Raw genomic sequence first — 20,919 nt, forward strand, 5'->3', positions numbered from 1 at the left:
TAGCGTAAAGCGGCGGTAACTGATAGTCGATTGCTGTTTTCGCGCATGTATTTATGGATGTTTTATGCTGTAGGTGTAGCGATTTCTTACCTTACTATACCTTAGTCGCTTGGAGCATGATTATCGCCAACACTCATAGACACAATTTGACTGATTTCTTGCAGTGAGCGTCCCGACTGCTGCTGCCACTCGTTGAACTGCTGCTGTATTGCAAGCAGGCTACGCTTTGATCGCGATGAACCGGTAATAATATCATGCGCAACAAAATAGCCTTCTATGTCGCGGCTGATTAAAAAGGTATCTTTACCTAAGAACCTCAGTGCGTAAGGACCTGTATTGCCGCCAAGACGGGCACCATTTTCCTTTAAAAACGCCCAAAGCCCAATAATATCGGTGCTGTCCCACTCAGCCACAAAACGCGCAAATGAACCGTGGCTTTGCTGCACGCTTTTGATCATCAGAGCATTGTCGCGGATAGTCCGTACTTTGTTTAAATTACGGATGATGTCGGGGTTTGTTGCCTTTTTTTCTAGCATTTCGTCAGGCATCAATAGCACTTTCTCAATATTAAAGGCAAAAAAATCCCGTTCAAAATTAGGCCATTTTTGCCTCACTACGCGCCACACAAAACCCGACTGAAACACTTTTTTGGTGAATTCAGATAAAAACCTGTCATCCCCAATACTAGCCACTTCTTGATTTAGTAAGGGCACAGCAACAAGTGATTCAAGCAGGTAATCGCCGCCCTTGCGTTTGGCGGCACGGATATAGATGCGACTAAATTTTTCTACTGACATCGCTATGCCTGCATTATGCCAGAGTGTCTTATCAGTGCGTCGGTATTAGGCTCACGTCCTCTAAATGCAGTAAATAGTTCCATAGGCTCTTTTGAACCACCCTGCTCTAGCACATTATTAAGGAAGTCTTGGCCAGTTTGCGGGTTGAATATACCTTCTTCTTCAAAGCGCGAAAACGCATCTGCTGATAATACTTCGGCCCATTTGTAGCTGTAATAGCCAGCGGCATAGCCTCCTGCGAAAATATGTCCGAAACTATTTTGAAAGCGGTTAAAAGCAGGCGGCACAGTCACCGACACTTTTACTCTAACCTCGTTTAAAAGAGACTGCACCGATTGATCTTGGCCTAGTCCTTGATGCAGCTTCATGTCAAACAAACTAAATTCTAACTGTCTTACCATTTGCATAGCAGACTGAAAGTTTCGGGCCGCTAACATTTTGTCGAGTAAGTCTTGCGGCAAAGGGTCGTAGCTTTCATAGTGACCTGAAATAAATGCCAAGGCATCAGGCTGCCAGCACCAGTTTTCTAAAAACTGACTGGGGAGTTCAACGGCGTCCCACGCTACGCCATGAATACCCGCTACGGCGCTAACATCGACCTGCGTTAGCATATGGTGTATACCATGGCCAAATTCATGGAACAAAGTAATGACTTCGTCGTGAGTGAACAGCGCGGGTTTACTACCCACGGGGCCAGAAAAGTTACACGTTAAATAGGCAACAGGAGTTTGCAATTCCCCGTTTAGTTTGTGTCTTCGTCCTGCACAAACGTCCATCCACGCGCCACCGCGTTTTTTTGCACGCGCGTACAGATCTAAATAAAACGAACCTCGCAGGCGTCCTATACTATCGTGAATTTCAAAAAACCGTACGTCTTTGTGCCATGTGTCTACGTTTGTAATTTCGCTGACTTCCACGCCAAATAAGCGCGACACCACTTGAAACAGTCCGCTAAGGACCTTTTGCTCTGGAAAGTAAGGACGCAATTCTTCATCAGAAACAGAATATTTTGCTTGCTTTAACTTTTCTCCATAATAGGCGAAGTCCCAAGCTTCAAGCTGACTAGCGCCAAATTCGGCCGTCGCAAATTCTGCTAGTTCTTTTTTCTCTTGTTTGGCCTGTGGTAAGGATTTAGCCGCAAGATCTTCTAAAAAGTGCTTAACTTGAGCAGTGTCTTGTGCCATTTTTGTGGCTAACGAATAATCAGCATAGCTGTTAAACCCAAGCAATTGCGCAAGACTGTGGCGCAGCGATAAGGTTTCATCAATGATCTGTGCATTGTCAAACTGCCCTGCTTCGCCGTCAATGCTCTTGCCGTCTTGGTCAGAAGCACGGGTGACAAAAGCACGATACATTTCTTGCCTAAGTTGAGCATTGTCGCAGTACATCATTACCGGTAAGTAATTAGGGATATCAAGGGTGAATAAGTATCCTGGCAAGTCTTTTTCATGGGCAGCCTGCGCCGCTGCGTCTAGCGCGCTTTGCGGTAATCCAGCAAGTTCTTGTTCATCACTCACATGTTTACTAAAAGCAAGGCTTGAATCCATCACGTTATTTGAGAACTGCGATGCAAGTTCCGACAGCCTAGCGCTAATAGTGGCATATTGTTTTTTCTTATCAACAGGCAGCGCAACACCCGATAGTTCAAAGTCACGCACCGCGTTTGTCACAACTTTTTGTCGCGCAACTGACAAGGTCTCGAATTCTTGCGACTCTGCTAAGGCTTTATACAGGTCACATAAACCTTGATGCTGGCCCACAAAAGTAGAGTATTCAGACAACAGGGGCAAGCAAGCATCGTGGGCTGCACGCAGGGCGTCACTGCTAAGCACTGAATTCATATGACTTATTGGGGAAAACAATTTACTCAGCGTGTCATCGGCTTCTTCTAGCTTTGAGACAACGTTAACAAAGGACACCTCGGCTTTAGCGACAGATTCTGCAATAATTTCCTTACAGTGCGAGATTGAATGCCTAACTTGCTCTGCAACTTCACTAGGGTCAATGGCAGAGAATACAGGGTTGTTTGATAAATCGCTAAGGGCTTGATCACTAGATATTTGCTTAATATTCATAAAGGGGCATGCTCTTTTGGTGTTAGATGAGATCAAGTGTTGGGGTATATAATGAAAATTCAACACTGGATTAAACCTGAGTTTACTCTACTATTGTGACTATTGTCTTGGTGGAAGTGGCCCCAAAGTATCAATTAGTATGCTTACCAATACGCTTTATGGCAAATAAAAGTACAAGCAAAACTTGAATTATATATCCTTGCCAACATAGTGTTTGTATGGCAGAAAAAAGTTATTTAGATTATCACTAATCATTTTTTGCAGACTTCTATCTACATTACGGATATTAAGCCTAGCACCACTATTTATTTTCACTACTAAATTGGGATTTTATGACAGATTCAAACACACATTTTGATTACATTTGTATTGGCGGCGGCAGCGGCGGTATTGCATCAGCCAACAGAGCGTCTCGCTACGGCAAAAAAGTCGCCATAATTGAAGCAAAACTGGTGGGCGGCACGTGTGTAAACGTCGGCTGTGTGCCCAAAAAAGCAATGTGGTATGGCGCCCAAGTTGCAGAAGCCATTCACAAATATTCTGCAGATTATGGCTTTGACATTACGGTTAATAAATTCAGTTGGGAAAAGTTGGTAGAAAGCCGTGAGGCCTACATTTCACGTATTCACAAATCGTATGAACGCGTGTTTATGAACAATGGCGTAACCGTCATTAAAGGTTTTGCAAAGTTCATCGACAACAATACCCTTGACGTTGATGGCGTAGTTTACACCGCCGATCATATTAATATTGCCACCGGCGGGCGCCCAATTAAGCCAGCAGTGCCTGGGGCCGATCTTGGCATAGATTCTGATGGCTTTTTTGCTTTAGCACATCAGCCAAAAAGAGTTGTAGTGGTGGGCGCAGGATATATTGCGGTTGAGCTTGCCGGCGTTTTACACTCTTTAGGCACACAGACACACTTAGTGGTGCGCAAAGAAAAACCCTTACGCAGTTTTGATGACATGTTATCAGATACAATCACCGAATTGATGCAAGAAGATGGCATTAAGTTGCACGCACACACACAAGTTGAAAAGGTAGAAAAGCGTGACGACAATACGCTTGAAGTGCATTTGGTCAACGGCACCATGTTAGAAGCCGATGTATTAATTTGGGCAATAGGCCGCGAACCCGCTAACAACACAATTGACATTGAAAACACCAGCGTAAAACTTGATGAGCGCGGCTACATAAAAGTAGATAAATTTCAAAATACTAGCGCCGACAACATTTATGCAGTGGGTGACAACATTGGTAAAATTGACTTAACCCCTGTAGCCGTAAAAGCTGGCCGCTTGCTATCTGAAAGGTTGTTTAATAATAAAACCGATGCCCACATGGACTATGATTTAATTCCCACCGTGGTATTTAGTCATCCTACCATCGGCACTATAGGCTTAACTGAGGCCCAAGCGCGTGAAAAGTATGGCGACGACTTAACCATATACAACTCTAGCTTTGGCGCAATGTATACCGCGCTTACCGCTCATCGTCAAGTCACTAAAATGAAACTAATATGCGCAGGTAGCGAAGAAAAAGTGGTAGGTTTGCACGGTATTGGCTACGCCATGGATGAGATTTTACAAGGCTTTGGCGTTGCGATGAAAATGGGCGCTACCAAAGCAGACTTTGACGCCTGCGTAGCTATTCACCCGACGTCAGCAGAGGAGCTTGTGACAATGTCTTAAGCGTTTTTGGGCACACCAAAGTCAGGCGCTTTGCACTTACGCGCCTGACTGCACTATAGGGTAAGATTTTAAATTATAGCTGCTGTTCTATAGTGTATTGTACTTTATCGATAAATTCGAAGCGTTTGGCGTTTAGTTCACTGTCACTCGCGTTTAACCAGTTTCCATTAAACGCTATCACTAATTCCCTTTTGGGATCGACAAAAATAGTTTGTCCAAAGATACCTCTTGCAGTGAAGCTGCCGTCATCAAAAGTCCACCACTGATAACCATATCCACTTCCTTCAATGCCAATACTAATTTGCGTGGAAGTGGCATCTGCTAACCATCCGTCGGGTAGCACAGACACACCATTAATCTTACCGCCTTGCGCTATAAATAATCCGTAACGAGCATAATCACGCAAACTAACTTGCATGCAGCAACCTGATATTTCGTTACCATCGGGGCCTAACAGCCAGCTTGCTTTGTCTGCCATACCAAAAGGCTGCCATATTTTTTCAGTCAGATAATCAGAAATATTACGCCCTGTGGCTTGCGCCACTAAAATACCTATTAAATTAGTCTCACCGGTAGAATAGTGCCACTGTTCCCCTGCAGGATGCGCTCTTTTTAAAGTGCGCATGTAGCTGACAATGGTAGGAAGGCCATCATTTGCTTGATGAAAATTAAATTTCGCTACGTCAGAATCAGGCTCAGTATAACTTTCGTTCCACGCTACGCCTGAGGTCATCGTTAACAGTTGCAAAATACTGACATCATCGTAAACGGAACCTTTTAGGCCGTCGATGTAGGTAGAGACGCTATCATCAAGACTGTCAATATCACCGTCTTTCAAGGCAATGCCAACCAGAGTAGAGGTAAACGATTTTGCCACTGAAAAACTGGTCCAGCGTTTTTCAGGTGAATGCCCAATACCATAGCGTTCATAGCGAATTTGACCTTTATGCAAGATTAGCGCACCTGACAGACGCTGCTCTTCAAAAAACGCATCCATATCAACCTTGAGGTTTAAAGGCATTCCCTTGGGAAGTTCTTTTACATTGCCACTTGGTATAATAGTGCGTGATTTAACCATGAACGACAGTTCGTCTAGCACTTTGAAACCAGCGTCTCGCTGTTGCTGATCCCAAAAAAGTATATTGGTGTCTTTAGGTGGGTTTAAGGCCAATACCCGCCAATCTGGGCCAATAGCCCATAAAAAGACAGCGGCTGCAAAAAAACATCCTGAAACAACCACCCCACCCCATATAACACCCGTTTTAATTCGCAATTGTCCCTCTCCTGTGCTAGCACAGCGTTATTTTTTATTATGTTACTTCACTAACCCGGGTTTATCCAAAAGTATCGCTTTGTAAGTGTGAAGCTATGTATGCTTATTATTATGCCTCAACCCCTTAGCCTATGCATCAAAGCCATCTAAATTATTGAGCCTGCTAATAATGGGAAAACACAAACAGACAGACGTAAAAAAACCGCCGGTTGAGGCGGTTTTTTATGTCTAATTGCTAAGTACGCAACAATAAACTAGCGCTTAAAACGTCAATCTTAGCCCTAATTCTACCGAGCGTCCTTGCATAGGCGCTAAGTCCTTTAGGAAGGAAGTATGCACCCTAGCTTCCTCGTCAAGCAGGTTACGTCCACGTAGAAATATTTCAGTATCCATATCGCGTATATTTGTAAAATATGAAGCATTCATGCTTACCAAGGTATACGCATCCGTTTCACTTTCTAACGCTGCCACTTTAGTTTGTGAGAACATGTGTGTCACTTGAGCGTTTAGGCTCAAATCATTAGTTTTATAATCAACGCTTAGAATTGTTTTAATCGGTGGAATGCGGGGCAAGTTACCTGTTTCACTTTGCTTTATTTTGGCGCGAATATAATCTGCTTGAGCCATAAAGCTTAGGTTGTTCGTCACGTTATAGCTTAGCTGAACTTCAGCACCGTATAAATCAGCGTCGGCGGTTAGGTATGCGTACACTGGTAGACCTTCATCCTCATGTGCACCGCCATGTTCGTCCTCATAGCCATGCTCCGCGACCTCTTCACCGCTATGCTCATTGTGTGAATCGCCTTCACCGTGCTCACCATCTGCATGTTCAAATTCAGCCATAAAGCCAGTATTTGCAGCGTAATAATAGTTGTCTATTTGATTGTAGAAAAGGTTAAATACCGCACCAAAATTACCCCCAAATTTACGCCAAGATAAGTCGATATTATTAGATTTTTCCATCCTTGGCGTACTACCTTCAAACTCAAACCCGTCTTCGTGAAGCGCATACAATGCGCCTATTTCATAGGTTTGAGTGCCTATATGTGGACCAAAAGAAAATAGTTCAGCGCTTGAAGGTGCTCGCTGTGCATGCACAAATGAAGCCGCTAGGTTATATCCTTTGGCGATGTCCCATACAACACCGGCTGACACTGATATAGGCGTAAAATCTAAACTGACAGGATCAATTTCGCCGCTGTGCGCAGCATTGTCCTGATCTGATGAATGTTCGTCATGATGCTCATCGTGACCTTCGTCGCTATATCCATCGCTATGTCCGTCGCTATGTCCTTCAGAGTACGACTCATCGTGTAATTCAAGTTCAGGCGCAAACACGCGAGGCACGTTTAGGGATACTTTTTCGATACGTCCGCCAAGCTGCACCAGAAAATCACCAAAGTGTTTTTCTTCAATAAGTCCTAAGCCGAAAGACTTGGTGTCTGAGGGCGGGCTAAATGCCTCAGCACCCACGGCAGCAAAATCAGACATTTTGGTGTGTAGACTTATCCCCCCACGCCAGCCAGCGAGAGGCTGGTGTAAAATTTCGATGCGTGTTTCAAACAACTCGTTAGAAAAGGACGTCCCAGGTACCCTATTTTCAATTTCAGTATGCTGATAATCGGTGTAAGCAAGACCAAAATTTACCGCGCTTATCATAGGCGTGCTTAATTGAAATTCACCGGCAATCTGATATCTATTTTGCTGCAGGTCTGCCTGCACAATTTCATCGCCTTCAACTTCCATATGCTCACTGTCATGACTGTCGTCACTTTCATCCTCATGCGCATGACCGGGTATGCCGTAAACACTCGACAAATGCTCGATTGAAAACCCAACGTGTCCGGTATCAAATAAATAACTGCTGCCAAGGGTAATGCCTTTTGTTCTTGCGGCGGTGTTCTTCACCACCCCAAAGTCACCCTCTTGGCTATGTGAATCAGCGTCATGTTCGCCTTCTTCATCGTGCGCGAGGTCATGACCCTTGTCTTTGTCATCATGAGCGTCTTCACTCTCAGCAAAACCCGGTATACGATAATCGCTACTGTCGCGATAAAAACCTAAGACCTGAAATGCAATATTGTCAAAACCGGTTTTGTATTCGCCGCTAAACGCTTGCTCAGCATTATTGCTGTTACGCGATACCGCAAACTTTCCTTCGCTTAAATTATTGTCGGGTATTCGCGTATCAACCATATTCACCACACCGCCAATGGCGCCGCTGCCATAAAACAAGGTTGCGGGACCTCTTAACACCTCTATTTGCTGCACGGTTGAGGACTCCGTTGACACTAAATGGTCAGGGCCAATTCTTGAAGCGTCAGCAGCGTCCATGCCGTTTTGAGTAATGAGTACTCTTGGGCCATCAAGACCACGGACAATAGGAGAGCTTGTTACGCCACCATAATAGGTAGAATGCACGCCCACGAGGTTTTTAAGTGTTTCGCCAAGCGTTGCAGCCTGCTGTTGCTTTAACTTCTCGCCCGCTAAAATGCTCACAGGTGCCGCCGACTCTATATTTGAGGCGTGAAATGCACTGGCCTTAACGTCAAATATTTCAATACTGGCGTTATCAACGACAATGTTAACCGTGGAGGTCTGATTAGCCACTACCGCGACTTTTTCACTCGAATGAATATGGTTTATGGATGCAACGTGCAGTTCAACTTTGCCGGGTTTAACGCCGGTAAACTCAAAACGACCTTGAGCATCAATCGGGGTGCGCTTATTAGTGCCCATAATTTGCACAAAGCCCTGAGTGAGGACAAGACCATCTTCGTCCTTAATTTGACCCGATATTGTATTGGCGAAAGCATTAAAAGAGCTTGCGACCGAAAAAGCGATTAGAGATAATGCGGCTGTTTTTTTCATTTATGTCCCACTGTTTACGAATGTTATAATATATCATATTATGAATGTTATAATATAACAAAATTTGTAAAGATCAAGTGCAAACTTAACTTTTTTCAGGACTCAACAGGTTCACACTATGTGAGACAAAATATATATTTTGCAATAAAGATGAGTATAGAGTCTTGTGCTTGGTAGTTCACTGTTCAACTCAAGGCAGTTTAGCCATTGACAAAGTATCCACATAAAAAGCTGACATTACCCCCGCATAAGGTTTACAATTGTAGCCATTAACTTTGCAAACAAATCGGTAGCAATGAGCGAAATTCAGTCATTCCATATAGGTCAGCGCTTCATCAGTAACAGTGAAGCGGTGTTAGGTTTAGGGGTGGTAATGTCTACTGACATCCGCGCCGTTAGAATATTTTTCCCCGCGGTAGGTGAAGAGCGTACTTATGCTAAATCCAACGCTCATGTGACGCGTCTAGTATTAGGTGTGGGTGAAAAGGTGAAGCATATAGATGGTTTTGAAATTACCATCAACGAAGTCATTGAACAAGACCACTTGCTCACCTACATTGGCCTGCGCGGCGATACTAGCGAGATTGCGCACGTGGTTGAAGTTGCCTTAGATCCTCAAGTGAAACTCAACCAACCCGAAAAACGTTTGTTTCATGGACAGTTTGACGATCCAAATTGGTTTGAAACGCGCTACCGATGCTGGCTGCAGCAAAATGAATTCGCAAATTCAGGCGTTGTAGGCCTTGTGGGTGCGCGCGTTGAACTAATTGCCCATCAAATCCATATTGCAAACCAAGTGGGCAATCGTTACGCCCCCAGAGTATTACTGGCCGATGAAGTGGGCTTAGGTAAAACCATTGAAGCTGCGTTAATCATTCATATGCAAATAATCACCGGCCGAGCTCAACGCGTACTCATTGTGGTGCCTGACTCATTGGTCCATCAATGGCTGGTAGAAATGCTGCGCAAGGTCAATTTAGCTTTTTCGGTATTTGACGATGAGCGCATTGAAGCGGTGAAAGAAAGCGGTGAAAATCCCTTTGACCAAGAGCAGTTAGTGCTATGTAGTCAAAATTTTATATGTCAAACGAAAGTGCTTGAGCAAGCGTGTGCGACATCTTGGGATATTCTAGTGGTAGATGAAGCCCATCATTTGCACTGGGCAGAAAATCAAGTGTCTACGCAATATTCGGCCATAGAACAGCTCAGTAAAATTGCCACCTCTGTTTTGTTGCTTACCGCAACACCCGACCAGCTTGGCCATCAAAGCCACTTTGCGCGCTTGCGTTTACTTGACCCTGCGCGTTTTTACGACTACGAAGAATTTTTAAAACAGGAGCAAAGCTACAGCGAGTTAGCACAAGCCGTTACGCCCTTAATAGAAGATCGAGCGCCAACCAACACTGAAATATCAGTCTTGAAAGTGGTCGTGCCGAATGTCGATTTACACGAATTTGACTTAAACAGCAGTCACGATCGCGCTCAATTAGTTAGCAGAATGGTGGATCAACATGGTACGGGACGTTTGCTATTTAGAAACCGCCGTGCGGCCATTAAAGGATTCCCGCAAAGAATTACCCATGCGGTAAAACTAAGGCTGCCAAAAGAATATGCATTAAGCCTGCTAGAACAAGACGACATTCCCCACGCCCTGCACCCAGAGCGCACCCTTATGCTAGACGACGCTTGGCCTAGCTACGATCCACGCGTGACCTTTTTGATTGAGTGGCTAGAAGCTAACAATGAAGAAAAGGTCTTAGTTATATGCGCCCATGCCAGCACTGCTTTACAAATAGCCGAGTACATGCGCGCAAAAACAAGCATTCGCCATACGGTATTTCACGAAAGAATGAGCATTATTGAACGCGACAAAGCTGCTCACTTTTTCTCTGAAAATGAAAAAGGCGCACAGGTTATGCTGTGCAGCGAAATTGGCAGCGAAGGCCGTAACTTTCAGTTTTCACGGCATTTAGTGTTGTTTGATTTACCCCTAAACCCTGACTTATTAGAGCAGCGGATTGGTCGTCTTGACCGCATTGGGCAGAAAAACGATATCAATTTGCACATTCCTTATTTTGAAAATACCGCGCAAGAAGTGCTGTTTAAATGGTATCAAGAAGGCTTAGGCGCATTTGATGCAACTTGCCCTGTTGGCAGCGACGTATACAAACGCTTAGAAAGCGATTTGCATCACGCACTTGCTACCCCAAGTGATATAGAAAACTGGCAAGATGTGGTTGCCCAAGGCCACCAGCTTACCCAAATGCTAAAACGCCAAGTGGAAGAAGGCCGCGACCGCCTGCTAGAAATAAACGCCAAGGGCAACAGCGCCAGTGAAGAAGTGCTTGAAAATATCGTGTCTGCAGAAAACCCCGTATCGATGCTGAAGTTTATGACGCGACTCTTTGACAGCTTAGGCATTGTGCAAGAAGAAAAAGACGCCCACAGTTTTATTTTGCGCCAAAATGAAAATACACTATTTCCCATTAGCGGCATTTCTGATGAAGGTTTAGAAGTTACCTACAAGCGTGAAACGGCCACCCAACGCGAGCATCTTACCTTTATTACGCCTGACAGTGCGCTGGTAAGCCAGTGCATCGATTCAGTATTGAGCGACGTCATGGGCAAAAGCAGTTTGTGCTTTGTCAATAAACCTGACACCTCCGTAGGCGCCTATTGGATAGAAATAATTGCCGTGTTAAATCCGTCAGCCCCACCGGCGCTGCAGCTTTATAGATACTTACCGGCCACGCCCACTAGAGTATGCTTAGACGCCAAATTGACAGTGTGCAATGACGAATTCACCAACATATTTAAAGTTAAGCCGAAAATGGCAAATCAGTTAATCACGGCTTTGGCCACACCGATTGCGCAAACTATTACAGCGGCTTTAAAAGTGGCTAGCGCAGAGTTGGCCAACGTCAAAAAAGCGGCCTTAATCAACATGGAATATGAGCTAGGCGAGGAAATTAACAGACTAAGCGAGCTCAAAATAAACAACCCTTCTATTCGCCAAGAAGAAATTGATTTCTTGGTGAAGCAAAAGCAACAACTGCTTAAAACAATCCAAGACGCTGAGCCCATTTTAGACAGTGTGCGAGTGGTCGTTAATAACCCTAAATAAGCAGCCCTAACCGCATGAGAAGACCGTTAATGGCATACGACCCACCCCAAACTCCGGTGTTTGAGGTGGTTTATAAAGACGAACACCTTATTGTGTTTAACAAACCAAGCGAGCTGCTAACAGTGCCGGGCAAACATGCCGTGCACAAAGATTCGCTGCAGCTAAGGGTGCAGCGAGTGTGGCCAAGTGCCACCATTGTGCACAGATTAGATATGGCCACGTCTGGCCTGCTTATAATGGCGCTTGATAAACCATCGCACCGACATATTTCTAAACAGTTCGAAACACGTCAAGTAGGTAAAACTTACTACGCCAGAGTATTAGGATTGCCTCCACAAACATCGGGCACTATTGAGCTGCCGCTCGTATGCGATTGGCCCAACAGACCTATGCAAATGGTCGATTGGGAGAATGGAAAACCCGCGTGTACACACTGGGAGCTCGTTAGTAGTGACGAGGTATCTAGCCTGCTTAAACTGACGCCTATTACTGGGCGCTCGCATCAACTGCGTGTACACATGTTATCTATGGGACATGCTATTTTAGGCGACAGGCTGTATGCAAGCGATGAAGGCAAAGCACTGTCTTCCCGCTTATGTTTACATGCCTTTAATATTAGCTTTATGCATCCTGTAACGGGCAACGCTTTATACTTTGAGACGCCCTACCTCTTTTAAGCTTATTATTTTAGTTTTTAGGCCGATAATTGTTTTAATCTGATTCATCATTTTTTATTCGTTGCTCTGTCAGCAAATTTTCACAAACTTTGCATTGCTCTAAAATTACCGAAAAAGCATGTTTTATTTGTTGATCGCTCGCTTTATCACCGACTAAGATCTTGCCTAGCTCCGCGTGCAGCGAAATGCTGTTTAATGGATTTCTAACATCGTGAATAAACTTGTTTAGCGGCTGTGGGTCATCATCTTTCATAATTCTGTCCACCTATAAATCTTGTTCAATTGCATCATTAACGCCTGCATGATACACGCAGTTCTTACCCATAAACTTAGCCTTACACAGATTGTAGTCGGACTTTTTTACAAAATCTTCAAGGCTAGTTTCGTGGCGAACATTGGGCTGAGTCTTTATAGTGGCTAGGCCAATACTAAAGGTCACTATTTTATGCTCTTTGTTGCCAGCGTGGTCTATATTTAGTTTACGTATGTTACACAGCAGCTTGTTTGCTATAATCAGGGCGCCTGCACTGTCGGTGTTGGGTAAAATCATGGCAAACTCCTCGCCGCTATATCTACCAACAATATCGGCTCCTGTGTGTTGCACCAGCATGATGGTGCGAGCAACCTGCTTTAAACACTGAGCACTCTTAGCATGTCCGTAAATATCGTGAAAAGATTTAAAATCATCAATGTCTATCATAAGTAACGACAATGCATGACCATGCCTAGTGGCAGACGCATAGTGCTGATGTAGCATAATGTCGAGTTGTCTGCGGTTTGATGTTCCGGTCAGCCCGTCAATGCGTGACAAAAGCTCTAACTTTTTACGATAACAAGCCAATTTCATATGGTTTTTAACTCGCGCACGCAAAATAGGTAAATTCACTGGCTTAGAAACGTAGTCTACTGCCCCAAGTGATAAGCCTTTTGCCTCTTCTGCTTGGCTACCCGCGGCAGTAACAAAAATAGTGGGTATATGCGCTGTTATCGGATTGTTTTTTAACGCAGCGCAAGTGTCGTAGCCGTTTACAATTGGCATGTCAATATCGAGCAAAATAAGCGCTATATCTTCACGCGTAGCACAGTTAATCGCATCTTTTGCATTGTCGTGCAAAATCACTCGGTACTGTGATGAAAATAATGCGTTCATTGCATCTAGATTACTGCGATAGTCGTCTACCACTAGCAATGTTTGCTTAGTTACCTCGCTATTTTCATAGAGTGGATCATTATTCCACTGCAAATGAGCGCCAGACAAATCGATATCCGCCAATGTAAATCCTCCGAAATAATCAGCGACTCACTAGTAGTCGCTATTATGACCCTTTACAGCCACCGTCATAAGTGGAAGTTAGCAGAAAAAGTGCCAACTCAACATTATTTCGCTAAAACCTTGATTAAGGTCGTTATTACTAAGCGAGCTTTGACTTAAGGCTTTAAGCTAAACGCCAGTGTATGTAAATTGGCAACGCTTTGTGTAGTCTTTACAATTTTAATTTTACCCAAAACATACACGATTGTGCTAGCCACAGCGAAATATATAAACAATTTAGTGGCCCAGTTACTCATAGCGAGTTGTGATGAAGTCGACTTGGATCAATTAAAGATTCTCGTTGCTGATGACAATGAAGATGCAGCCGATGGGCTATCCCTCATCTTGAAGATGAAAGAATGCCATCATACCTCATTGTTTTATGGAACATTCTAAAGGCTTAATTGATCCAGAATGGCAATGTGCAGCAGTGCCTTTAGCATGCACAATGCGCTCAGGAATACGATCATGGTTGAAATGGTTTGTTTTATCTCAACATGCAATATTATAAAAGCGTTGGAATAGTGCATATTAAGCAAGTTTTTTGTACCCGTATTACTACCGTTTCAGCTTAACAGGTGAATTTTGGAATATCGCTCCACTTGGTTGTATATTCAGGCGACAGATACTTCCTATTCATTTGCCATCTTTTGTCGCTTATTCCTTGGCTGGCCACTTTTAAAGAATGGTTTCCAAACTTAGCATTTATGGCGTCAAGGCATGACATGAGCGCTGAGTCTTTGTCGTTACTTGAAAATAAATCACACTGCATAATAGCCTCGGGTTCAATTTCTATCGCGCCTATGCTGCATTTTAAAAACGACACACCTTCGCAGTAAATCTCTGCCATAGCCGAAATAGCCGCGCCAACGAGCTTTCTGTCGTCGTTAGTAGGTGTAACAAACTGGCGCACTACGTTACGTTTGTAATGATTGGGCTGCATCGGCGAGGACTGCGCTGACACACTTATTTTCCGTGTTACCGAGCCTTGTTGCCTGAGCTTACGACCCACGCGTTGCGCGTGAAAAGAAATCGCTTCGTTTAAAATTTCTAGCTTGTCTACTCGCTCGCCAAACGAGCGAGAAGCAAACACCTGCTGTTTATCGGCTTTTACGTCGTTCCAACTAAAACACACCGTGCCGTTCAATTCTCTAACCGTACGCTCTAATTCTACCGAGAACGCTTTTCGAATTTGCGCTGGCGGATATTGCGCTAATTCCAGCGCGCTATAAATCCCCATCTTATGTAAGCGCGCCGCTATTCGTTTGCCTACGCCCCATACATCGGAACACTGCATATTGCTTAGCACATAGTGCACTTGCTCAGGACTGTCTAATACCGCAATGCCATTGAACTTATCAAAACGTTTGCCAGCGAAACTGGCCGCTTTTGCCAGCGTTGGCGTGTTCGCCATACCTACACCCACCGGAATGCGCGTTTCTAGCCATACGGTGTGCTTTATGTCTTGAGCGATATCAAACCACGCGGTTGAGCTTGAATGCTGGTTACTGAATTTTAAAAAGGCTTCATCCACAGAATACACATGCTGCTGTGCGTATCGGCCAGTGACTTCAAAAACACGCCTTGAGAGATCAGCATACAAGGCGTAGTTAGACGATCTTATTATTGCTCCCGCCTCGTGCAGCAGGTCCTTTACTTGAAAATACGGACTAAAACTTTTGATGCCTAAGCGCTTAGCAGAGGCTGACATGGCGCAAATGCAGCCGTCGTTATTTGTCAGCACAACCACCGGCTTGCCCCTAATGGTGGGATCGAACACCTCTTCGGCCGACGCGTAAAACGAATTGGCATCTACAAGAGCATACATTAGCGGCCTCGCGATAGTTTTCTGTGCAAGCGAACCGACGATATAACAATGCCTTCTTCTTGATAATCATCATCAGGCATCAGTAAATATATCTTTCTTTCGGGACACGCCGAAATCAACATGCGATTTTCTCGGTCAATGCTTTTGCAAATAAATTCACCGTTTAAGGTTGCTACCACAATATCAAAATTAGATCTTGGCGCTGCTCTATCTACGATTAATAGGTCGCCGTTAAATATGCCAAATCCAGTCATAGAGTGACCGCGGGCTTGGCCAATAAAGGTGGCGCTGTTACGCTGAATGAGCAACTCATCTAGGCTCAAGGCAACATCGATGTACTCATTAGCAGGACTCTCGAAACCCGTTATGCCCGCTTGTATTGTTTGTCGTGAAATTTTCATAGCTCTTGATACTGTTTATACGTACAGTAGTATCCCATGGTTTTTTATTCAGATCCAGCGTTCAAATACAATGCTGCAAGTGTTGACCTGTAAATACAAATTGGCTTGAATTTTGAATACAACAGTACAGTACGGCATAAAAACTAACTGAATCGAGATTAAAGAAGAAGGATTAACATGTCCAATAAAACCACTGTTGACGCTGTTGACGCTGTTGCAAAGATCTCCAGCGCGAAACCACATTGATCTCACACAAACTATGCGTGGAAAAATACTGTTACAAGATTACACATCCATTGAAAAATTTACGGGCCTACCGTGAACACATTATTGATTTCACAGTTCGTGCCAGAAGTCGATGTTTACAACGAAAATTAATGATTATCGGCAACATTCCGTTTTTAAAAACCCACCATCTTAGTAGGAGACTATAATGAATAAAGAATCTTGGTTATTAGTAGCAAACGGTTCACAAGCCACTATTTATAAGTACATAGCCGACGGCGCTTCTTTACAAGAAATTGTTGGGGTGGCCAACGGCGCGCGCCGCTTAAAAGATGAAGACCTAGTGACTGACCGGCCCGGCACGGTCGCGCCCGGCGGCGGTATGCATGGGCAAAGCTCACTTACTCAAGAGGTAAGTCCTACCGACAAAGCGAAGCAAGATTTTGCCAAAGACGTGGTAGAACATTTGGAAGATGCACGCAGACAAGACAAACTTCATGCGGTAGATATTATTGCCGCGCCCGAAATGTTGGGGCTAATGCGTGATAGTATGAACAGTAACTTACTGAAGCTTATTGACAAAACGGTTAGTAAAGACGGTAGCGAAAAATCGATTGATGAACTTTTGAAATTAATTAATAAATAGGGCAACTGTGATGTTCTGGCATTATCTAATACGCTTCAACTGCTGGTCATTAGGCATCAACTTTATAGGCCATTGTTCACATGCAAGACGACCAAGGAGAATAAAGTGACTTCAGCTAACAAACATATATCCACGCTAACGGTGCAAGGAAAAGAGTATCAGTACTATGACCTTTCATCACTTCAGGTAAACACTAAACGACTGCCGCTAACGGCTAAAATTTTACTTGAAAACCTGCTGCGTCATAGCGCTGAGCAGTATGTGCAAAGTGAAGATATTGACGCCCTTGCAAAATGGGATACAAGCGCAAAATCTGACACCGAGATTGCCTTCGTTCCTGCTCGAGTTGTTCTTCAAGACTTTACTGGCGTGCCTGCGGTTGTGGACTTAGCGGCGATGCGAAATGCGATGCTTGAGTTAGGCGGCGATCCAAATAAAATCAACCCGCTTAAGCCCGTGGATTTAGTGATTGATCATTCAATTATGGTAGATGAATTCGGCCAGCCCGACTCATTCAAACACAACACCAAGATTGAAGTTGAACGCAATAAAGAACGCTATCAGTTTTTAAAATGGGGCCAAAGCGCGTTTGACAACTTCAAAGTAGTACCACCGGGAAAAGGCATCGTTCACCAAATCAATTTAGAATACTTAGCGCGTGTGACCTTTGTTGATGAGCAACACGATACTCCTATGCTGTATCCCGATACGCTAGTGGGCACCGACTCACATACCACAATGATTAATGGCTTAGGCGTACTTGGTTGGGGCGTAGGCGGCATTGAGGCAGAGGCCGCCATGCTGGGTCAACCTGTCACTATGCTTATTCCCGAGGTGGTTGGCATGCAATTAACCGGTAAGCTACCCGCGGGCGCAACCGCCACAGATTTAGTGCTGGCGGTAACCGAGCAACTGCGCGCATTTGGCGTAGTGGGTAAGTTTGTTGAGTTTTATGGTGATGGTATACCGCATTTAACAGTAGCTGATCGTTCAACATTGGCCAACATGTCGCCGGAATATGGCGCAACATGCGGCCTGTTTCCAATTGATGAACAAACCACTAAGTATTTGATCTTAACCGGTCGCAGCGAGCAGCAAATCGCTGTTATTGAAGCCTATTCTAAAGCACAAGGCATGTGGGGCCGTGAATCACAAGAGAATGCCCAGTATCATGACACACTTTCTTTGGACCTCAATAAAGTCGTGCCTGCTATTGCCGGCCCTAAACGTCCGCAAGACAGAATAGATTTAGACCAAGCCGCAGGCGCGTTTACAAAATGGATTAGTGATCAAAACGATCTCGCGATTGCGCCACTTGATGCGCAAAAAGAACGCTTTGATGCAGAGGGCGGGGCTGAGAATATTGGTGCCAAAACCAGTGCTCCCTGTCAACTCAATGATCAAGATTTTGACCTTGATGAAGGCGCGGTCGTTATTGCCGCCATTACTAGCTGCACGAATACTTCAAATCCGTCGGTGCTGGTAGCCGCGGCTTTGCTTGCACAAAAAGCAAATGCATTAGGCTTAACCGTCAAGCCATGGGTAAAAACAAGTTTTGCGCCCGGCTCGCAGGTGGTAACTGAATACTTAAACAAAGCAGGATTGTCTAAAGAATTAGATGCATTAGGTTTCAACCTAGTGGGCTATGGCTGTACTACTTGTATCGGTAACTCAGGCCCGCTTCCCGAGGCCGTGTCAAAAGCCATTAAAGACAGTGATTTAACCGTTACATCGGTACTGTCGGGTAACCGTAACTTCGAAGGTAGGATTCATTCTGAGGTGAAAGCAAATTACTTAGCCTCACCGCCGCTGGTAGTGGCTTATGCGCTAGCGGGTAATATGAAAATTGATATTACGACTGAGTCACTTGGCACTAGCAAGGATGGCAAACCCGTCTATCTAAAAGACTTATGGCCAAGTCAGCAAGAAATTGAAGATATTGTGAGCCGCGTAGTCAACAAGTCTATGTTTACTGAAAAATACGGCAGCATTTACGACGGCGGTGATATTTGGGAAAACCTTGAGACGGTTGACGCCAATATTTACGATTGGCCCGACAGCACGTATGTTAAAAAACCCACGTTTTTTGACAATATGCCCGCAGAGCCTGAGGCAATCAAAGACATAAAGAACGCCCGTTGCTTGCTGAAACTAGCCGACAGCGTGACCACTGACCACATTTCACCTGCCGGTTCAATTGGCGCAGATACTCCAGCAGCCGAATATTTGCGCGACAATAACGTTGAGCAAAAAGACTTCAACTCTTATGGCTCTAGGCGCGGTAACCATGAAGTCATGATGCGCGGGACCTTTGCCAACGTGCGCCTTAAAAACGAACTAGCACCTGGCACTGAAGGCGGCTTTACGCGCAAGCAGCCAGAAAATGAAGAAATGACGGTATTTAAAGCATCGCAGCAATACATTGAAGCCAACATTCCAACCATCGTCATTGCTGGAAAGGAATACGGCACCGGCAGCTCTCGTGACTGGGCAGCTAAAGGCCCTTTATTGCTAGGCATAAAAGCGGTTATCGCTGAAACCTATGAGCGAATTCACCGTTCAAACTTAATTGGCATGGGCATTTTGCCGCTCCAGTTTACGCACGGTGAAAGCGCACAAACCTATAAACTTGACGGCACTGAAGAGTTTTCAATAAAAGCGATTGAAGCAGGCCAAAAGCGGGTACAAGTAGAGCTTAAACGAAGCAATGGCGGCACCGTTAGTTTTGACACTGACATTCGCATCGATACGCCTAATGAGTTTGAATATTTCCGCCACGGCGGGATCTTGCAGTACGTCATTCGCTCAATGCTTTAGAACCAGATTAGGACAGCGCTACTATGCTGTAGCGTTTTTATTAGTTTATTTTTATACACAAGAGAGGAACATATATGTCTAAAACAGCAGCTTATGCCGCAAAATCTAACGATGGAAAAATGGCACCCTATTCTATTGAACGACGCGATGTACAATCAAATGATGTTCAAATAGAAATTACCCACTGCGGCGTTTGCCACAGTGATTTGCACGCTATCAAAAACGACTGGGGTAATTCTAAATATCCACTTGTACCGGGCCATGAAATAATTGGTACCGTTAAAAAAGTAGGTTCAGGCGTTACAAAATATAAAGAAGGCGACACAGTAGGGGTGGGTTGCTTAGTAGACGCCTGTCTAAGCTGCGAGGCCTGCGATGAAGATTTAGAACAGCATTGCCTAGGACAGCCTACGATGACCTACAATAGTCAAACCGATGATCCCGGCGGTCTTACTTACGGCGGCTATTCACAGAGCATTGTTGTACGTGAAGAATTTGTGCTAAAAATCCCCGAAAATCTTGACAAAGCAGGTACCGCACCTCTTCTATGCGCAGGTATTACCACCTATTCTCCCTTGCATCAATATGGTGTCAAAAAAGGCATGACGGTAGGTGTTATTGGCTTAGGCGGCCTTGGGCACATGGGCATTAAATTGTCTGCTGCTATGGGCGCACATACCGTGATGATCACCACGTCAAAAACCAAAGCCGATGATGCCAAAGAGTTAGGCGCCGATGAAGTGCTAGTATCAACCGACAAAGACGCCATGCAAAAATGGGCAGGTAAATTCGACTTTTTGCTCAACACGATCCCAGTAGGACATGACGTTAATCCCTATTTAAACTTACTTAAATATAACAAAACCATGTGTTTAGTTGGCGCTATCGAACCTTTAGCAAACGTCAATGGCGCGATGCTGGTGACGGGCCGCAAGGCAGTGGCCGGCTCACTAATAGGCGGCTTAAAGGAGACTCAGGAAATGCTTGACTTTTGCGGTGAACATAACGTAGTAGCGACTATAGAAGAAATTAAAATGAGCGAGATTAATGACGCATTTGAACGTATGCAAGATAACGATGTGCGCTATCGTTTCGTCATTGATATGGCGACCTTAGATTAAGCCAAAACTGTTGACGATGTCTGTATTTGACCATCTAGATATATACAAGCATCGTTAATGT

Annotated in this window: 14 protein-coding genes and 1 pseudogene; 6 read left to right on the plus strand and 9 right to left on the minus strand. The window is 44.5% G+C overall.

Translation table 11 applies throughout. From position 1 onward, the window contains the following. Positions 1-101: 101 nt before the first annotated feature. Together GPUN_RS12615 and prlC are read right to left on the minus strand one after the other, a co-directional pair. On the minus strand, positions 102-797 hold the full coding sequence (locus GPUN_RS12615; RefSeq protein ID WP_006007412.1) for a DNA-3-methyladenine glycosylase I: 696 nt from the start codon (positions 795-797) through the stop codon (positions 102-104). 2 nt (positions 798-799) lie between these two features. After that, positions 800-2,872, minus strand: a complete 2,073-nt coding sequence (prlC, locus tag GPUN_RS12620) for an oligopeptidase A (RefSeq protein ID WP_006007414.1) — start codon at positions 2,870-2,872, stop codon at positions 800-802. A gap of 332 nt (positions 2,873-3,204) precedes the next feature. Here prlC and gorA point away from each other — a divergent pair, with 332 nt between their 5' ends. Then, complete coding sequence (gene gorA / locus GPUN_RS12625) at positions 3,205-4,563, plus strand: glutathione-disulfide reductase (RefSeq protein WP_006007416.1); 1,359 nt, start codon at positions 3,205-3,207, stop codon at positions 4,561-4,563. A gap of 73 nt (positions 4,564-4,636) precedes the next feature. On the opposite strand, the gene GPUN_RS12630 is transcribed toward gorA, so the two are convergent. Together GPUN_RS12630 and GPUN_RS12635 are read right to left on the minus strand one after the other, a co-directional pair. Then, positions 4,637-5,836, minus strand: coding sequence for a serine hydrolase domain-containing protein (locus GPUN_RS12630; RefSeq protein WP_006007418.1), 1,200 nt, complete (start codon positions 5,834-5,836; stop codon positions 4,637-4,639). A gap of 261 nt (positions 5,837-6,097) precedes the next feature. Beyond that, on the minus strand, positions 6,098-8,707 hold the full coding sequence (locus GPUN_RS12635; RefSeq protein WP_006007420.1) for a TonB-dependent receptor: 2,610 nt from the start codon (positions 8,705-8,707) through the stop codon (positions 6,098-6,100). Between the two features lie 295 nt (positions 8,708-9,002). Between GPUN_RS12635 and rapA the strand changes: the two genes are divergently transcribed. Both rapA and GPUN_RS12645 read left to right on the plus strand, forming a co-directional pair. Next, complete coding sequence (gene rapA, locus GPUN_RS12640; RefSeq protein ID WP_006007422.1) at positions 9,003-11,831, plus strand: RNA polymerase-associated protein RapA; 2,829 nt, start codon at positions 9,003-9,005, stop codon at positions 11,829-11,831. 29 nt (positions 11,832-11,860) lie between these two features. Continuing rightward, complete coding sequence (locus tag GPUN_RS12645; protein WP_006007424.1) at positions 11,861-12,508, plus strand: pseudouridine synthase; 648 nt, start codon at positions 11,861-11,863, stop codon at positions 12,506-12,508. 34 nt (positions 12,509-12,542) lie between these two features. Here GPUN_RS12645 and GPUN_RS12650 read toward each other — a convergent pair whose 3' ends face one another. From GPUN_RS12650 to GPUN_RS12670, 5 genes and pseudogenes are all read right to left on the minus strand, one after another. Beyond that, positions 12,543-12,761: a hypothetical protein gene (locus tag GPUN_RS12650; protein WP_006007426.1), complete on the minus strand. Its 219-nt coding sequence runs from the start codon at positions 12,759-12,761 to the stop codon at positions 12,543-12,545. 12 nt (positions 12,762-12,773) lie between these two features. Beyond that, positions 12,774-13,781, minus strand: coding sequence for a GGDEF domain-containing response regulator (locus GPUN_RS12655; RefSeq protein WP_006007428.1), 1,008 nt, complete (start codon positions 13,779-13,781; stop codon positions 12,774-12,776). Positions 13,782-14,192: 411 nt separating this feature from the next. Then, positions 14,193-14,300 (minus strand): annotated as a pseudogene (locus tag GPUN_RS14810) (catalase); the annotation flags it as partial. A 91-nt stretch (positions 14,301-14,391) separates the two neighbouring features. Beyond that, positions 14,392-15,648, minus strand: coding sequence for a Y-family DNA polymerase (locus tag GPUN_RS12665; RefSeq protein ID WP_006007433.1), 1,257 nt, complete (start codon positions 15,646-15,648; stop codon positions 14,392-14,394). Then, positions 15,648-16,049 carry a LexA family protein gene (locus tag GPUN_RS12670; protein WP_006007434.1) on the minus strand — a complete coding sequence of 134 codons (402 nt, stop codon included), beginning with the start codon at positions 16,047-16,049 and terminating at the stop codon, positions 15,648-15,650. The genes GPUN_RS12665 and GPUN_RS12670 overlap by 1 nt, the downstream gene beginning before the upstream one ends. A gap of 433 nt (positions 16,050-16,482) precedes the next feature. On the opposite strand from GPUN_RS12670, the gene GPUN_RS12675 reads away from it, so the two are divergent. The 3 genes from GPUN_RS12675 to GPUN_RS12685 all read left to right on the plus strand — a co-directional run bounded on the left by GPUN_RS12675 (position 16,483) and on the right by GPUN_RS12685 (position 20,858). Continuing rightward, the gene (locus tag GPUN_RS12675) at positions 16,483-16,920 is read left to right on the plus strand and encodes a host attachment protein (protein ID WP_006007435.1); all 438 of its coding nucleotides are present in this window, start codon (positions 16,483-16,485) and stop codon (positions 16,918-16,920) included. 105 nt (positions 16,921-17,025) lie between these two features. Next, the gene (gene acnA, locus GPUN_RS12680; protein ID WP_006007436.1) at positions 17,026-19,737 is read left to right on the plus strand and encodes an aconitate hydratase AcnA; all 2,712 of its coding nucleotides are present in this window, start codon (positions 17,026-17,028) and stop codon (positions 19,735-19,737) included. 74 nt (positions 19,738-19,811) lie between these two features. Then, positions 19,812-20,858, plus strand: a complete 1,047-nt coding sequence (locus GPUN_RS12685; RefSeq protein WP_006007437.1) for an NAD(P)-dependent alcohol dehydrogenase — start codon at positions 19,812-19,814, stop codon at positions 20,856-20,858. Positions 20,859-20,919: the final 61 nt, after the last annotated feature.

The sequence above is a fragment of the Glaciecola punicea ACAM 611 genome (assembly GCF_000252165.1).
Classification (GTDB): domain Bacteria; phylum Pseudomonadota; class Gammaproteobacteria; order Enterobacterales; family Alteromonadaceae; genus Glaciecola; species Glaciecola punicea.

What these genes read in the sequence shown, in the direction of transcription:
- GPUN_RS12615 (WP_006007412.1), bottom strand. Translation starts at nt 797, where the DNA reads ATGTCAGTAGAAAAATTTAGTCGCATCTATATCCGTGCCGCCAAACGC.
- prlC (WP_006007414.1), bottom strand. Translation starts at nt 2,872, where the DNA reads ATGAATATTAAGCAAATATCTAGTGATCAAGCCCTTAGCGATTTATCA.
- gorA (WP_006007416.1), top strand. Translation starts at nt 3,205, where the DNA reads ATGACAGATTCAAACACACATTTTGATTACATTTGTATTGGCGGCGGC.
- GPUN_RS12635 (WP_006007420.1), bottom strand. Translation starts at nt 8,707, where the DNA reads ATGAAAAAAACAGCCGCATTATCTCTAATCGCTTTTTCGGTCGCAAGC.
- rapA (WP_006007422.1), top strand. Translation starts at nt 9,003, where the DNA reads ATGAGCGAAATTCAGTCATTCCATATAGGTCAGCGCTTCATCAGTAAC.
- GPUN_RS12645 (WP_006007424.1), top strand. Translation starts at nt 11,861, where the DNA reads ATGGCATACGACCCACCCCAAACTCCGGTGTTTGAGGTGGTTTATAAA.
- GPUN_RS12650 (WP_006007426.1), bottom strand. Translation starts at nt 12,761, where the DNA reads ATGAAAGATGATGACCCACAGCCGCTAAACAAGTTTATTCACGATGTT.
- GPUN_RS12665 (WP_006007433.1), bottom strand. Translation starts at nt 15,648, where the DNA reads ATGTATGCTCTTGTAGATGCCAATTCGTTTTACGCGTCGGCCGAAGAG.
- GPUN_RS12670 (WP_006007434.1), bottom strand. Translation starts at nt 16,049, where the DNA reads ATGAAAATTTCACGACAAACAATACAAGCGGGCATAACGGGTTTCGAG.
- GPUN_RS12675 (WP_006007435.1), top strand. Translation starts at nt 16,483, where the DNA reads ATGAATAAAGAATCTTGGTTATTAGTAGCAAACGGTTCACAAGCCACT.
- GPUN_RS12685 (WP_006007437.1), top strand. Translation starts at nt 19,812, where the DNA reads ATGTCTAAAACAGCAGCTTATGCCGCAAAATCTAACGATGGAAAAATG.